Raw genomic sequence first — 16,637 nt, forward strand, 5'->3', positions numbered from 1 at the left:
ATGAAAGGTAAAGTTTTTTTAGTTGGAGCTGGACCGGGAGATTATAAGTTACTTACACTAAAAGGTTTAGACTGTGTAAAAAATGCAGATGTTATTGTATACGATAGACTTGCTAATGAAAAAATTTTAAAATGGGCAAAAGAAGATTGTGAGTTTATTTATGTTGGTAAAAAATCTAAGTATCATACTAAAACTCAAGATGAAATAAATGAAATAATAGCAGAAGAAGCTTTAAAAGGTAAAGTTGTAACAAGACTTAAAGGGGGAGACCCTTATGTATTTGGTAGAGGTGGAGAAGAAGGCGAATTTTTACTTGAAAAAGGTGTAAAGTTTGAAGTAGTACCTGGTATAACTTCAGCTATAGGTGGACTATGCTATGCTGGTATTCCAATAACTCATAGAGATTTTGCATCATCATTCCACGTTATAACTGGACATTTAAAAGAAGAAGAAAATGAACTTAACTGGAGTGCATTAGCCCAGTTAGATGGTACTTTAGTATTCTTAATGGGTGTTGCAAACCTTCAAAAGATATGTAATAACCTTATAAAGGAAGGGAAAGACTCTAAAACATCTGTGGCTATTGTAAATTGGGCAGCAAGGCCTTATCAAAGAGTGGTTTCAGGAACATTAGAAGATATATATGAAATAGCTATGGAAGCTAATATTCAGCCACCAAGTCTAATTGTTGTAGGTGGAGTTGTTGGACTTAGAGATAAGCTAAACTTCTATGAAGAAAAACCCCTTTTCGGTAAAAATGTTATAGTAACCAGAGCAAGAACTCAAAGTAGTAAGCTTTTAGATAAAATAAATGATTTAGGCGGAAACGCTTTAGAAGTACCTGCAATCAAAATAAAAGAAATAGAAAATAGTGGTCTTGACAAGGCTATAGAAAATATTAAAGATTACACAACTCTAGTTCTTACTAGTGAAAATGCAGTAAATATATTCTTTGAAAGATTATTTAAAGGAAATAAAGATATAAGAAGTCTTTCAAATTTTAAAATAGCATGTATAGGAAATGCTACTGCAAAGGCTGTTAAAGAAAAAGGAATAATTGCAGATTTAGTACCAGAAAAATTTGTAGCAGAAAGTCTTTTAGAATTATTAAAAGAAAATCTTACAAGTGAGGATAAAGTATTAATACCAAGAGCTAAGGAAGCTAGAAATCTTTTAGTTGATGAATTAAAAGAAATATGTTCTGTGGATGAAATTAAAATTTATGAAACTTTAAAAGAGGATATTCATAGGGAAGATATTTTAAATGTACTGGAAAAAGAGAATGATTTATATGTAACATTTACTAGTTCTTCTACAGTTAAAAACTTTATAGATATATTAGGAAAAGAGAACTTAAATTTAATAAAAGATAAAGCCAAATTAGTATCAATAGGACCAATAACTTCAAAAACTATAGAAAATTTTGGCCTAACAGTACATAAAGAGGCAAAAGAGTATACAATAGATGGTGTAGTAGAGGCTATAATAGAAGAGTAGGTTTGTAATATTTTTTGTTGGAGGGATAGAATTGGCTATAAAGAGAACTAGAAGACTTAGAGTAAATGAAAATATAAGAAGCATGGTACGTGAGACAAAGCTTCATGTGGAAGATTTAATATATCCACTATTTATTGAAGAAGGGGAAAATATAAAGGAAGAAATATCCTCTATGAAAGGGGTTTACCGTTTTTCAGTAGACAGAGTAAATGAAGAGATAAAAGAGTTATTAGAATTAGGAATAAAATACGTTATCTTATTTGGAATTCCAAAGGAAAAAGACGCCTATGGTAGCGATGCATACTGTTCTTGTGGTATTGTCCAAAAGGCAGTAAAGGAAATAAAGGCAAAATATCCTGAAATGTATGTTATAACAGATATATGCATGTGTGAATATACATCTCATGGACATTGTGGAATCATTACAGAGGAAGGTTATGTAAATAACGATGAAACTTTAAAATATTTAGGCAAAATAGCTGTGAGTCATGCAGAGGCAGGAGCAGATATGGTAGCACCTTCAGATATGATGGATGGAAGAATAGCTTATATAAGAAAATCTTTAGACGATGCGGGATTCGTTAATCTTCCTATTATGGCATATAGTGCGAAATATGCTTCAGCGTTCTACGGGCCATTTAGGGATGCAGCAGATTCAGCCCCTTCTTTTGGTGATAGAAAATCATATCAAATGGATCCAGCAAATATTATGGAAGGTGTAAGGGAAGTAGAACTTGATATAGAAGAGGGTGCAGATATAGTAATGGTAAAACCAGCACTATCATACCTTGACGTAATAAGAGAAGTTAAAAATACATTTAATATGCCTATTGCTGCTTACAATGTAAGTGGAGAATATTCTATGTTAAAACTAGCAGTAGAGCAGGGCTTATTAAATGAATCGGCTATAATGGAATCACTTTTATCTATAAAAAGAGCTGGTGCAGACATTATAATAACGTATTTTGCAAAGGAAATAGCTAAAAAATTAAGATAATAGGGGGTAAGGACAATGGAAGGATTAGAAACTAAAAGATCTGAAGAAATATTTGAAGAAGCAAAAAAATATATTCCAGGTGGAGTAAATAGTCCGGTTAGAGCATTTAAATCTGTTGGACTAAATCCAATTTTTGTAGATAGAGCTAAAGGTGATAGAATTTACGATGTAGATGGAAATGAATATATTGACTTTATATGTTCTTGGGGACCATTAATACTAGGACATAGTAACGAAGAGTTAATACAAGGCTTTGAAGAAGTAGTTAGCAGAGGAACAAGTTATGGAGTTCCTACAGAAATAGAAGTTAAAATGGCAAAATTCATAGTAGAAGCATATCCATCTATAGATATGGTTAGAATGGTTAATTCAGGAACTGAAGCTACTATGAGTGCATTAAGAGTAGCGAGAGGATATACAAATAGAAATAAGATAGTAAAATTTGAAGGTTGTTATCATGGACATTCTGATGCATTACTTGTAAAATCAGGTTCAGGAACCATAACTTTTGGAGTTCCTACAAGTCCAGGTGTTCCAGCAGATACAGTAAAAGATACACTAGTATGTACATACAATGATATGGGATCTGTAGAGAAGATATTTAGGGAATACGGGGAAGATATAGCAGCTATTATAGTTGAACCTGTAGGTGGAAATATGGGTGTAGTACCAGCCACTAAAGAATTCTTACAAGGATTAAGGGATATAACTAAAAAGTATGGTACTGTATTAATATTTGATGAGGTTATAACAGGATTTAGAGTAGCATTTGGTGGCGCACAAGAAGCCTATGGTATAGAGCCTGATATGACTTGCTTTGGTAAAATAATAGGTGCCGGATTACCAGTTGGAGCTTATGGTGGAAAGAAAGAGATAATGGAAATGGTATCTCCAGTAGGTCCTGTATACCAAGCAGGTACACTTTCCGGAAACCCTTTAGCTATGTTTATGGGATATAAAAACCTAAATATATTAAAGGAAAGACCAGAAATATATAAAAATCTAGAGAATTTAGCTATTAAATTCCAAGAAGGAATGAATAAAATCATAGATGAACTAGGTGTAGACGTTACAGTAGTCAGGTTTAAAGCTATGTTATGTACATTCTTTGCTAAGGGTGAATTTAAAAACTATAGCGATGTAACTAAATGTGACACAGATAAATATGCTATATTCTTTAGGGAAATGTTAAAGAACGGTGTGTTATTCCCACCAGCTCAATTTGAAGGATTATTCTTATCAAATGCTCATACAGAGGAAGATATAAATAAGGCATTAGAAGCTTTTAAAAACTCTTTAAAAGTAGCCTTTGATAAATAATATTAAAAAATTTTAAATGTATCATGGAGAATAGCAGTATTTTAAAAATTAGTCATGTTAAGTATTAAAGATTTTAGCATGTAAAGAATGATTTTAGATATTTATGATGAGAAAAATACTGCACAATTAAAGTGTATATAAGTATATTAAAAAATAGTACTACAACTATAAAATATAAGTTGTAGTACTATTTTTATATTAAACTACAAAATAACTATGCCTAGTGTATCAATACATGAAAACCATTAAAAATAAGATCATGAGAAAGAAAATTTGACTTAATATCATTAAATGGAACATTATAATAATAAATAGGTTTTCTAGGATGATATAATAAAAAACGTTCCACAGAGGAACAGGAAACATAGTTAGCACAGAGAAATAAAAAAAGTGTTGACAAGCTAAAAAACATCTGATAAGATGTAATAGTCGCTTGAAGAGAGTGACAAAAACGAAAGAAATTGGTCTTTGAAAATTAAACAGAGTAAGATAAAAGAACTCGCATTCTTTTGAGAAAAAGAAAAAAATAATTCAAGTCAGTAAAATGCTTGAGCAAGTTGAAATCTCAATAGAAAATTGATAAGTGTAAGGAAACTCCTCAGCTAAGGCTGATGAGTAAAATACTGCACTAAACAGTTTCTAGCATTATTTTAAATTGAGAGTTTGATCCTGGCTCAGGACGAACGCTGGCGGCGTGCTTAACACATGCAAGTCGAGCGATGAAGTTCTCTTCAGGGAACGGATTAGCGGCGGACGGGTGAGTAACACGTGGGTAACCTGCCTCAAAGAGGGGGATAGCCTCCCGAAAGGGAGATTAATACCGCATAATATCTTTTTAATGCATGTTAGAAAGATTAAAGGAGCAATCCGCTTTGAGATGGACCCGCGGCGCATTAGCTAGTTGGTGAGGTAACGGCTCACCAAGGCGACGATGCGTAGCCGACCTGAGAGGGTGATCGGCCACATTGGGACTGAGACACGGCCCAGACTCCTACGGGAGGCAGCAGTGGGGAATATTGCGCAATGGGGGAAACCCTGACGCAGCAACGCCGCGTGAGTGATGAAGGTCTTCGGATCGTAAAGCTCTGTCTTCAGGGACGATAATGACGGTACCTGAGGAGGAAGCCACGGCTAACTACGTGCCAGCAGCCGCGGTAATACGTAGGTGGCAAGCGTTGTCCGGATTTATTGGGCGTAAAGCATGCGTAGGCGGATATTTAAGTGGGATGTGAAATCCCGGGGCTTAACCCCGGTGCTGCATTTCAAACTGGATATCTAGAGTGCAGGAGAGGAAAGCGGAATTCCTAGTGTAGCGGTGAAATGCGTAGATATTAGGAAGAACACCAGTGGCGAAGGCGGCTTTCTGGACTGTAACTGACGCTGAGGCATGAAAGCGTGGGTAGCAAACAGGATTAGATACCCTGGTAGTCCACGCCGTAAACGATGGGTACTAGGTGTCGGGGTTTCAATACTCCGGTGCCGCAGTTAACACATTAAGTACCCCGCCTGGGGAGTACGATCGCAAGATTAAAACTCAAAGGAATTGACGGGGGCCCGCACAAGTAGCGGAGCATGTGGTTTAATTCGAAGCAACGCGAAGAACCTTACCTGGGCTTGACATCCCGAGAATCCTGTGGAAACATAGGAGTGCCCTTCGGGGAACTCGGTGACAGGTGGTGCATGGTTGTCGTCAGCTCGTGTCGTGAGATGTTGGGTTAAGTCCCGCAACGAGCGCAACCCTTGTTGTTAGTTGCTACCATTAAGTTGAGCACTCTAGCAAGACTGCCTGGGTAACCAGGAGGAAGGTGGGGATGACGTCAAATCATCATGCCCCTTATGTCCAGGGCTACACACGTGCTACAATGGTTGGTACAGAGAGAAGCAAGACCGTGAGGTGGAGCCAATCTCACAAAGCCAATCTCAGTTCGGATTGTAGGCTGCAACTCGCCTACATGAAGCTGGAGTTACTAGTAATCGCGAATCAGAATGTCGCGGTGAATGCGTTCCCGGGCCTTGTACACACCGCCCGTCACACCATGAGAGTTGGTAACACCCGAAGTCCGTGAGGTAACCGTAAGGAGCCAGCGGCCGAAGGTGGGATCGATGATTGGGGTGAAGTCGTAACAAGGTAGCCGTAGGAGAACCTGCGGCTGGATCACCTCCTTTCTAAGGAGAAATCGAGAAGGCTATCGCCTTTTCGTAGCGAGCACTTACTCTGTTTAATTTTGAAGGACTAAAGTTCTTCAATTTTGTTCTTTGAAAATTGCACAATGAATAAATAAACTATAATTAACTGATTAATATAAATTAATTTAGTTACTCATGATAGGTCAAGTTAGAAAGGGCGCATGGCGAATGCCTTGGCACCAGGAGCCGAAGAAGGACGTGATAAGCTGCGATAAGCTGTGGGTAGCCGCACATAGGCTGTGATCCACAGATTTCCGAATGAGGAAACTCATATACCTAACGGTATATATCCTGAACTGAATACATAGGTTCAGGAGGGTAGACCCGGGGAACTGAAACATCTAAGTACCCGGAGGAAGAGAAAGAAAAATCGATTTTCTAAGTAGCGGCGAGCGAAAGGGAAAGAGCCCAAACCAGAAACTTGTTTCTGGGGTTGCGGACAGATCATAAACGTAGAGGCTATTGTAGTTGAAGTAAGCTGGAAAGCTTCACCATAGAAGGTAATAGTCCTGTAAACAAAACAAGAAGACTACAGATCTGATCCAGAGTACCACGAGACACGTGAAACCTTGTGGGAAGCAGGGAGGACCACCTCCCAAGGCTAAATACTACCTGGTGACCGATAGTGAAGAAGTACCGTGAGGGAAAGGTGAAAAGAACCCCGGGAGGGGAGTGAAATAGAACCTGAAACCGTGTGCCTACAATCGGTCGGAGCACTTTATATGTGTGACGGCGTACTTTTTGTAGAACGGGCCAACGAGTTACGATATGTAGCGAGGTTAAGCACTGAAGGTGTGGAGCCGAAGGGAAACCAAGTCTGAATAGGGCGAATTAGTTGCATGTCGTAGACCCGAAACCGAGTGATCTATCCATGGCCAGGATGAAGCGAAAGTAAAATTTCGTGGAGGTCCGAACCACGTTGGTGTTGAAAAACCATGGGATGAGCTGTGGATAGCGGAGAAATTCCAATCGAACTCGGAGATAGCTGGTTCTCCTCGAAATAGCTTTAGGGCTAGCGTCAGGTAATTAAGTAATGGAGGTAGAGCACTGAATGAGCTAGGGGGCTTCACCGCTTACCGAACTCTATCAAACTCCGAATGCCGTATACTTGTATCCTGGCAGTCAGACTGCGAATGATAAGATCCGTAGTCAAAAGGGAAAGAGCCCAGACCATCAGCTAAGGTCCCAAAGTGTAAGTTAAGTGGTAAAGGATGTGGGATTTCTAAGACAACTAGGATGTTGGCTTAGAAGCAGCCATTCATTTAAAGAGTGCGTAATAGCTCACTAGTCAAGAGATCCTGCGCCGAAAATGTCCGGGGCTAAAACTTACCACCGAAGCTATGGATGTACTATGTACATGGTAGAGGAGCTTTCTGCATTGGTTGAAGTCGTACCGAAAGGAGCGGTGGACGATGCAGAAGTGAGAATGTTGGCATGAGTAGCGAGAAATAGGTGAGAATCCTATTGGCCGAATATCTAAGGTTTCCTGAGGAAGGCTCGTCCTCTCAGGGTTAGTCGGGACCTAAGCCCAGGCCGAAAGGCGTAGGCGATGGACAATCGGTTGATATTCCGATACCGCCAAACTTCGTTTGACAAATGGGGTGACGCAGAAGGATAGGATATGCACACTGTTGGAGTGTGTGTTCAAGCACTTAGGCAGGCTAAGCAGGCAAATCCGTTTAGTCAATGCTGAGGTGTTACGAGGAGCGATTTTTTTCGCGAAGTATCTGATTCCACGCTGCCAAGAAAAGCCTCTATGGAGAAGTTTGGTGCCCGTACCGCAAACCGACACAGGTAGATGAGGAGAGAATCCTAAGGCCGGCGGAAGAATTGTTGTTAAGGAACTCGGCAAATTGACCCCGTAACTTCGGGAGAAGGGGTGCCTAGCGAAAGCTAGGCCGCAGTGAATAGGCCCAGGCAACTGTTTAACAAAAACACAGGTCTCTGCTAAAGCGTAAGCTGATGTATAGGGGCTGACGCCTGCCCGGTGCTGGAAGGTTAAGGGGATCTGTAAGCGTAAGCGAAGCAGTGAACTTAAGCCCCAGTAAACGGCGGCCGTAACTATAACGGTCCTAAGGTAGCGAAATTCCTTGTCGGGTAAGTTCCGACCCGCACGAATGGCGTAATGATCTGGGCACTGTCTCAACAACAAATCCGGTGAAATTGTAGTGCAAGTGAAGATGCTTGCTACCCGCAGTTGGACGGAAAGACCCCGTAGAGCTTTACTGTAGCTTAGCATTGAATTTCGGTATTGTCTGTACAGGATAGGTGGGAGACTTGGAAATACCTTCGTCAGGGGGTATGGAGTCATCCTTGGGATACCACCCTGACAGTACTGGAATTCTAACGAAAGGCCATGAATCTGGTCGTCGGACATTGTTAGGTGGGCAGTTTGACTGGGGCGGTCGCCTCCGAAAGTGTAACGGAGGCGCCCAAAGGTTCCCTCAGCGCGGTCGGAAATCGCGCGTAGAGTGCAAAGGCAGAAGGGAGCCTGACTGCGACACATACAAGTGGAGCAGGGACGAAAGTCGGGCTTAGTGATCCGGTGGTACCTCGTGGGAGGGCCATCGCTTAACGGATAAAAGCTACCTCGGGGATAACAGGCTGATCTCCCCCAAGAGTCCACATCGACGGGGAGGTTTGGCACCTCGATGTCGGCTCGTCGCATCCTGGAGCTGAAGTCGGTTCCAAGGGTTGGGCTGTTCGCCCATTAAAGCGGCACGCGAGCTGGGTTCAGAACGTCGTGAGACAGTTCGGTCCCTATCCGCTGCGGGCGCAGGAAATTTGAGAGGAGCTGTCCTTAGTACGAGAGGACCGGGATGGACTGACCTCTGGTGCACCAGTTGTCACGCCAGTGGCACAGCTGGGTAGCTATGTCGGGAAGGGATAAACACTGAAAGCATCTAAGTGTGAAGCCCACCTCAAGATTAGATTTCCCATGACGAAAGTCAGTAAGACTCCTTGAAGAACACAAGGTTGATAGGTGAGAGGTGTAAGCATGGTAACATGTGTAGCTGACTCATACTAATAAGTCGAGGACTTGACCAATATAGTTTTCATTGTGCAATTTTGAGAGAACAGTTCTTATAAAGAACAATTCTTTTAAAGGTAACTCCTCAGCTAAGCTGATGAGTACTGATTTAAAACGAAATCGAAGATTTCTGTAAATCAGCATCCGGTGGTAATGGCGTAAAGGTAACACTCCTTCCCATACCGAACAGGTAAGTTAAGCTTTACAGCGCTGATGGTACTGCAGGGGAAACCCTGTGGGAGAGTAAGACACTGCCGGGTAAGAGTAAAACATCTTATTAATATAATAAGATGTTTTTTTATTTTTGTATTATGAATACCACAGGTTATACCTGTGGTTCTAAAAAGCTTTTAGCTATGAGTAGAAAAAATAAAACCTCCAATGTAAAATGAAAGTAGGTTTGCCGACCACAATCATTAAACAAAGGAGGTATATCCAATATGGATAATAGTAGTTTAGCACATAGCAAGTGGAATTGTAAATATCATATAGTTTTCGCACCTAAGTATAGGAGACAAGTAATATATGGGAAGATAAAAGCAGATATAGGACAAATATTAAGAAAGCTATGTGAACATAAAGGAGTAGAAATAATTGAAGCAAATGCGTGCAAAGATCACATACATATGCTTGTAAGTATACCACCAAAACTAAGTGTATCTCAATTTATGGGATATCTAAAAGGAAAAAGTTCGTTGATGATATTTGATAGACATGCAAATTTAAAATATAAATATGGAAATAGACAATTTTGGTGTAAGGGTTATTATGTTGATACAGTTGGTAGAAATAAAAAAGTTATAGAGGAATATATAAAGAATCAGATACAAGAAGATATAGCATATGAACAGATGAGTTTAAAAGAATATATAGACCCGTTTACGGGTAAGCCAGTAAAACAAGGCAAAAAATAATACCCCTTTTAGGGGTAGCCTGTAAAAATTTTGCGGTTGGCAAGCCGTTCAATGTGCGAGTAGCACAGCCAGTAATATGCCCTTATAGGGCTAAAGCAAGCCACCCGTTTTACGGGTGGTCCTGACTTATGTATAAATAAAAAAGAAATATGAATAATATAAAATAATTAATTTATATAAGGTATTGATTATAAATTATGTTACAAATTATTATTATTTCAACATTAATAATATAGTATTAAATATGGTATAATAAGCTAATAAGGAGGGTGATTTTTATGGAAAGAGAATATGGTGTAAGTCAATCAAAATTTATATCTAAAACACTTTTATTAATGGCTTTAGGCCTGCTAGTTACTTATGGAACTGGTTTTGCATTAATGAATATTATTCAATATATAAAGCCAGTGTATTTATATGTTGCAATGGCTACAGAACTTGGTGTTGTTATATATTTGAGAAGTAGAGTTAGAAAGTTATCACCAGCTAAAGCTATTATGTGGTTTTTAGTTTATTCTGCACTCAATGGATTTACTTTTAGTTTGATTTTCGCAAGTTATAGATTACAAACCTTAGGAATAGTTTTTATAGTTTCTTCTGTAATGTTTTTTAGTAGTGCTATGATAGGAATGACTACGAAAAAGAATTTAAGTGCCATGGGGCAATTTTTGTATATGGTTATAATAGGATTGTTCCTTATATCTATAATACAAATTTTCATACCATTAAGGGGGTTAAATTTAACTATTTCCATAGTTGGTATGCTTGCATTTGCTGGACTAACAGCATATGATATGCAAAAGATAAAATATTTCCATTCACAAAGTTATAATATGGCTGAAAGTGATGTGTATAGATTTATTATAATATCCGCTTTAGAGCTATATCTTGACTTTATAAATATTTTCTTATACTTATTAAGACTTGCCAATGATGATTAAAAATATATAGTTTATATAAAATTTAAATATTAAGGAGAGATGTTTATTTAAAAGTACAGTCTTTCCTTAATATTTTTTATTTTATCTACATATTATAAAAAGTTTCTCAGGAAATATGTTAAAATATCATATAATAGGAGGGAATCTATATGATATTTTCAAAAGAGCAAGAAAAGGTTTTGAAGGACAAAAAATTTGGGAATAAGATAGTTAAAGGAATAAGTAATTCGGGAAAAAGGACTTCTGTTATATATAGATCCTTATTTTTAAAGGACAATTACAGTCTTTATGATGAGGATAGGATTTTATATTTATCTTCTGATAGTAATAAGTTTAATTTTATAAATGAAACAATAAATATGGTGAAAAATGAAAACTCTAAAGGTGAAATTAGTATTTTTTCTATTTTAGGAAAAGATATTGAGATATACACTAAAGAGAATATTGCTAAGAAGATTTACTGTGATATATTTAATAAAAATGAAAATGAATTAAATATATTAGAGTTTAGTGAAACTAAAAAAGACATAATTAAAAAGTTACTTACCAAGTATAAAGAGGAAAATAAAATAAGAGGTAAAAGATCTGAAGAGATTTTTACTGAAGGCTTTTTAATGGAAGAAATAAAGTTTATTAAAAGTTATGCAGTAAAATCTTTAGAGGAGTATTTGATTATAAAAAGAAAAGGACCCAATGCAAAAGTTAAATGCTTAAGAAAAAACTCTAAAATTCGAGAATATATATATTTATTTTTTAAGAGATATAATGAGGAATTAACAAAGCAAGGATATTTAGAATATGAGGATTTACTCTATAATATAATAGCTAATAATAAAAAGTATTTTGTACATATGATTATAGATTCTTGTGAAAAGTTAGCACCTATAGAACTTGAATTTTTAAATTCTATTTACAATGAGAAGACTTATAGTGAGAGAATTTTTATCATTCATACTGAAGAAAGATCCCCATACTCAGCTCTGCTTCAAGGAAAAAGGTTAAGTTTAAAACCTTTAGGAAATATCAGTAGAAGATTTAACTTTAAATTTAGTGTATTGGAAGATGTAAAGAAAAATATGGAATTAAGTAAAGACATGGATCTTATGGAACACTTTAAGTTTATAGATCTAAAACGTAACAGGGAATTTGATTTTAAAAGAGACTATGGAAACTTAAAAGATATTGTGGTTGTAGATGGGGATAAGGAAGATGAATATGAAAATGATGAGTTAAAAGAAATTCCTATGTACAGTAATATTGCTGCTGGTGAACCTATAATGATGACATCAGAACAAGAGGGTTTATTTTATCTGCCAAAGTATTGGATGAAGGGTGCAAAGGATTGTTTTATATTAAAAGTTAAAGGGGATAGTATGATAAATGCTAATATACATCATGGTGATTATGTTGTAATTAGACAACAGTTTAATGCAGAAAACAGAGATATAGTAGCAGTGAATTTATCTGGAAATGCTACCCTGAAAAGATTATATATAGATAAGAATAAGGTTTTATTGTTACCTGAAAATGAAATATATGAGCCTATGAAGATAGACGAAGATGAAGGGATTTCTATTTTAGGTGTGGCAGTAGGAATTATTAAATTACATTAATATAAATATGGAGGGATATCAATGTATTTTTCAAAACAAGGAGAAAATAATACTAAAGAGACGATAGAGCTTTCTTTAAAGTATGCAAAAGAAAGAGGAATAAAAAATATTGTAGTAGCCTCAACTACAGGAAAAACTGCAAAGTTATTAAAGGATTTTGAGCATAATGTAGTTATGGTAACTTATGCAAATGGCGTTAATGGAAAAGGGATTCCTGCAGTAACTAGTAAGGAAGTAAAAGAACTAGAAGGAGACAGAATTAAAGTTTTTACTGGAACTCATGTGCTTTCAGGTGCGGAAAGAGCTTTATCTAGACAGTTTGGTGGCGTTTCTCCGGTGGAAATTATGGCACATACCTTAAGGATGCTTGGACAAGGTACGAAAGTTGCTGTTGAAGTTGCGGTAATGGCTCTAGATGCCGGACTTATACCTTATGGAGAAGATATTATAGCAATAGGTGGCTCTTCTCATGGTGCAGATACGGCATTGGTAATTAGTCCAAGTCATGCAAGCTCAATTTTAGATACAAAAATAAGAGAGGTTATTTGCAAACCTGAAAATTGGGATTAGTATTATGAATGTAAAATAAAAAATCTAGGAGCAATACAGAGAATATTATTTTACGATTTAAATTATGAATATGATATAAGAAAATCACAGAGATTTATCACTCTGTGATTTTTTTTATTTTATAATAGTATATTTTATATTTTTATACATATAAATGGCATAGAATTATTTATTTTAGGTATACATTATTACAGAATGTAACAGTAAAAATATGGTAATATATATTTGTTATTAAAGTGAGGTGATGATTTGAAGGAGAGCTTTTTTGTATTCATATTTTTACCTATTATAGGAATGACATTTTTTATTTTAGGAAACATATTTAAAAATGGTATAAAGAAGAAGTGGATTTTTTTATGTAGTACAGTTTTAATTTTATTAGATCAAATTATGAAGTTTCTGTTTTTGAATGCTAACGATGCATCTAAATTTAATGATATAGGAAAAGTTATTAGCATAGAGCCAATAAAAAACACTTTAGCATCTACAATGAATTACTTTTTAGATATGAAAATAAGTATTATGAGTTTAATATTTATTAACCTGATTTTAATTATAATTTGTGTGTCCATATATAAGCATCACATAAATAAATATAATAAAAGTCTTTGGAGTGATTCTTTTATTATATTTATAATATCAGGTTTGGCATGTTCTCTATTGGATAAGATTTTATGGAGAGGTAGTATAGATTTTATAAACTTTAATAATTTTATTATATTTGATTTTAAAGATATATATTTAATTCTTTCAGTATTTTTAATACTCTTCGAGGTTATATTGAATGAGAAAATTGATATATTTACAAAATAAAAAACAGGAGCATTACTCCTGTTTTTTATTACTCCAATAAGGAAGATTAATACCTTTTAAACTATTAATTTTTTTTGGATTAAAGTTTAAAGGCGTTTTATTAGATTTTTGAATTTCATAGTCTTTTAGTACATCGAAGGCAATCTTAGATAATAAGATTATAGCTATGAGATTTAATATAGCCATAAGTCCCATAAATAGGTCTGCCATATCCCAAACTATTTGTATTTGTACTAAGGAACCAAGCAATACCATTCCTATAACAAAAATTCTATATATGGTTAACATAAGTTTATTTTCACTAATAAATTCTATATTACTTTCTCCATAATAGTAATTTCCTAAAATAGAGCTATAAGCAAACATAAATATACATACTGCTATAAAGGTCTTTGCCCAAGAGCCAACTTCAGAGCTGAGTGCAATTTGAGTTAGTTGTATTCCAGTAAGACTTTTATCTGTATAGGCTCCCGAAATTAATATAATAAAAGCTGTACAAGAGCAAATTAATATAGTGTCAGTAAATACACCTAAAGTTTGGATTAATCCCTGGTGTACTGGATGTTCAACCTCTGCTGTAGCTGCTGCATTTGGAGCACTACCCATTCCAGCTTCATTAGAAAATAATCCTCTTTTTATTCCCATTCTCAGTGCAGCACCTACGGTACCACCAGCTATCTCTTTTATTCCAAAAGCATTTTTAATGATTAAAGAAAAAATATTAGGAACTAGAGATATATTTTTTACTACAACAAAAAGAGAAACAAATATATATGCTAAAGCCATAATAGGAACTATAAATTCAGATACTTTTGCTATTCTTTTTACTCCACCGAAGATAACTGCGGCAGTGATTATAGTTAGAAATATTCCAGTAAGCTTTGTATTTACTCCGAAAGCTTCTTGAAAGGCAAGAGAAACTGTATTGGATTGAACTGAATTAAATACTAATCCAAAACAAATTGTAATAAGGATTGAGAAAATAATTCCCATCCAAGGTTTATTTAATCCTATTTTCATATAATAAGCGGGGCCACCTCTATATCCATCCTTATCTTTTACTTTAAATACTTGTGCCAAGGTACTTTCAATAAAGCTAGAAGCACCTCCAATTAAAGCTATAAGCCACATCCAGAATATAGAACCGGGGCCACCTAAGGAAATAGCTAGAGCAACTCCTGCTAAATTTCCAGTACCTACTCTTGAAGCTGTGCTAATACAAAAGGCTTGAAATGATGATATACCCTCAGTTTCACTAGATATACTACTACCTAAAAGTTTAAACATTTCTTTTAAATATCTAAATTGAACAAATCTTGTTTTCAAAGTAAAAAATAATCCTAAGGAAATTAAAAGGAAGATTAAGATATATGACCAAAGAATGTTATTAGAAAATGAAATGAATTCAGAAATTGCATTCATAAGTATCTAACTCCTTTTTTATTAATACACTAATTATAGTTAGTTGTTAAAAAAAACGTAAAGAAATTGTATCATATTTAAAAAATAAAATCAAATATCGGAATATTAAGATATTTATAATATTATAATATATTTTTTCAATTTTTATTGTTAATGAAATAATTTATATAGTACAATAAACTTAAATAGGGGGATGAGTTATGGAAAAAGAAAACCACATAGTTTCAGATTATAAAATAACTTATAATATTAAAAGAAAAGATATTTTTGTATACTCACTAAAGGAATTCTATAAGAATAAACTTCAGTTTTTCTTTGGACCTTTAACAATACTAATCGGTATAATTTTAAGTATGACCTTAAAGAAAGTTTTTATTACAAATTTACTTATATGTTTTGGAGTTTTTTATAGTATATTACCTTATATTGTTTTACTATTTAATATAATAAAAATTAAAAATCATACAGTCGAATTAGTATTAGGGCATAATGGTCTTAATTTCATAGACGGTAATAAGGGATTGAAGGTTAAATATGAAAATATAGAAAAAGTTTCAATGGATGATAGTAGCATAAGAATCATTCCTAAGAAAGAAGATTACGGGAATGCTAAAGAAATTTCTATACCTAGGAGTTCTATTAATGAAGGTGATATTAAAGAATTTATTGAAAGACTAAATAGTAAATTGAATACTATTAAAGTAAAAGATAGTTTAGGACATGGGAAATTTAAAGAAGGAACTTTAGTATTGAAGTATAACATTACAAAAGAATCTTTAAAACATATAATGAAGGTGGAATATTATGATAAAAAGAAGCATCATATTCATGGAATTATTTTTGCTATTTTATCAGGATTAACTTTTAACATAAATAAATCCATGTGTCTTAGTTTTATGTTATTATCCTCATTATATATATTTCATCCAAGCATAGCTTATTTATTTAGAAGAGGCTCTATGGAAAATGTTGATGTACTAGTGTATCTCTGTAAAGATGGATATTTGGAAATAGTAGATAATAAAATGAGGATTAAAATAAAGCCTACAGCTATGAAACTTGTGGACAATAATAATATATTTTTTAAATTATTAATTCCTGTTAAAAAGGGTATAGTATTATATGTGCCTAAGAATAATATAAAAGAAGGAAATATAGAAACTTTTTTAAAGTTATTCTCCTAAAAAGCTAGTAAATAGCAATAATAAGGCTTAAAATAAGTTTTTATTAATATTGACAATAATAATTATAAAATATAAAATTAAATATATGTATAGTAGTACATATAAATATATCTAAGTAAAATAAAATTATTGATATTAGGCACGACGT

The 16,637-nt window shown here is 34.8% G+C and carries 10 protein-coding genes and 3 rRNA genes; 12 read left to right on the forward strand and 1 reads right to left on the reverse strand.

The genetic code is table 11. The features are described from left to right. From cobA to FGL08_RS02835, 11 genes are all read left to right on the forward strand, one after another. Complete coding sequence (gene cobA, locus FGL08_RS02785; RefSeq protein WP_138209351.1) at positions 1 to 1,497, forward strand: uroporphyrinogen-III C-methyltransferase; 1,497 nt, start codon at positions 1 to 3, stop codon at positions 1,495 to 1,497. A gap of 25 nt (positions 1,498 to 1,522) precedes the next feature. Continuing rightward, the gene (hemB, locus tag FGL08_RS02790; protein ID WP_138209352.1) at positions 1,523 to 2,494 is read left to right on the forward strand and encodes a porphobilinogen synthase; all 972 of its coding nucleotides are present in this window, start codon (positions 1,523 to 1,525) and stop codon (positions 2,492 to 2,494) included. 15 nt (positions 2,495 to 2,509) lie between these two features. Then, entirely contained in the window at positions 2,510 to 3,814 is a 1,305-nt protein-coding gene (hemL, locus tag FGL08_RS02795) for a glutamate-1-semialdehyde 2,1-aminomutase (RefSeq protein WP_138209353.1), read from the forward strand. Between the two features lie 651 nt (positions 3,815 to 4,465). Beyond that, positions 4,466 to 5,980, forward strand: a 16S ribosomal RNA gene (locus FGL08_RS02800). 162 nt (positions 5,981 to 6,142) lie between these two features. Beyond that, positions 6,143 to 9,049, forward strand: a 23S ribosomal RNA gene (locus FGL08_RS02805). A gap of 126 nt (positions 9,050 to 9,175) precedes the next feature. Beyond that, positions 9,176 to 9,292, forward strand: a 5S ribosomal RNA gene (gene rrf / locus FGL08_RS02810). Together the 16S, 23S and 5S rRNA genes form the textbook arrangement of a ribosomal RNA operon. A 180-nt stretch (positions 9,293 to 9,472) precedes the next feature. Beyond that, positions 9,473 to 9,946, forward strand: coding sequence for an IS200/IS605 family transposase (gene tnpA / locus FGL08_RS02815; protein WP_138209354.1), 474 nt, complete (start codon positions 9,473 to 9,475; stop codon positions 9,944 to 9,946). Between the two features lie 278 nt (positions 9,947 to 10,224). Beyond that, positions 10,225 to 10,887 (forward strand): Bax inhibitor-1/YccA family protein, encoded by a 663-nt coding sequence (locus FGL08_RS02820; protein WP_138209355.1) that lies wholly within the window; start codon positions 10,225 to 10,227, stop codon positions 10,885 to 10,887. Positions 10,888 to 11,036: 149 nt separating this feature from the next. After that, on the forward strand, positions 11,037 to 12,500 hold the full coding sequence (locus FGL08_RS02825) for a LexA family protein (RefSeq protein ID WP_138209356.1): 1,464 nt from the start codon (positions 11,037 to 11,039) through the stop codon (positions 12,498 to 12,500). Positions 12,501 to 12,521: 21 nt separating this feature from the next. Next, the gene (locus FGL08_RS02830) at positions 12,522 to 13,070 is read left to right on the forward strand and encodes a pyruvate kinase alpha/beta domain-containing protein (protein WP_138209357.1); all 549 of its coding nucleotides are present in this window, start codon (positions 12,522 to 12,524) and stop codon (positions 13,068 to 13,070) included. Between the two features lie 249 nt (positions 13,071 to 13,319). Next, positions 13,320 to 13,883, forward strand: coding sequence for a signal peptidase II (locus FGL08_RS02835; protein ID WP_138209358.1), 564 nt, complete (start codon positions 13,320 to 13,322; stop codon positions 13,881 to 13,883). A gap of 12 nt (positions 13,884 to 13,895) precedes the next feature. Here the strand turns inward: FGL08_RS02835 and FGL08_RS02840 are convergent, their stop codons facing one another. Continuing rightward, positions 13,896 to 15,305 (reverse strand): alanine/glycine:cation symporter family protein, encoded by a 1,410-nt coding sequence (locus FGL08_RS02840; protein WP_138209359.1) that lies wholly within the window; start codon positions 15,303 to 15,305, stop codon positions 13,896 to 13,898. Positions 15,306 to 15,505: 200 nt separating this feature from the next. Here FGL08_RS02840 and FGL08_RS02845 point away from each other — a divergent pair, with 200 nt between their 5' ends. Then, positions 15,506 to 16,489: a hypothetical protein gene (locus tag FGL08_RS02845; RefSeq protein ID WP_138209360.1), complete on the forward strand. Its 984-nt coding sequence runs from the start codon at positions 15,506 to 15,508 to the stop codon at positions 16,487 to 16,489. The last annotated feature ends 148 nt before the right edge of the window (positions 16,490 to 16,637 follow it).

The organism is Hathewaya histolytica (assembly GCF_901482605.1).
GTDB lineage: Bacteria > Bacillota > Clostridia > Clostridiales > Clostridiaceae > Hathewaya > Hathewaya histolytica.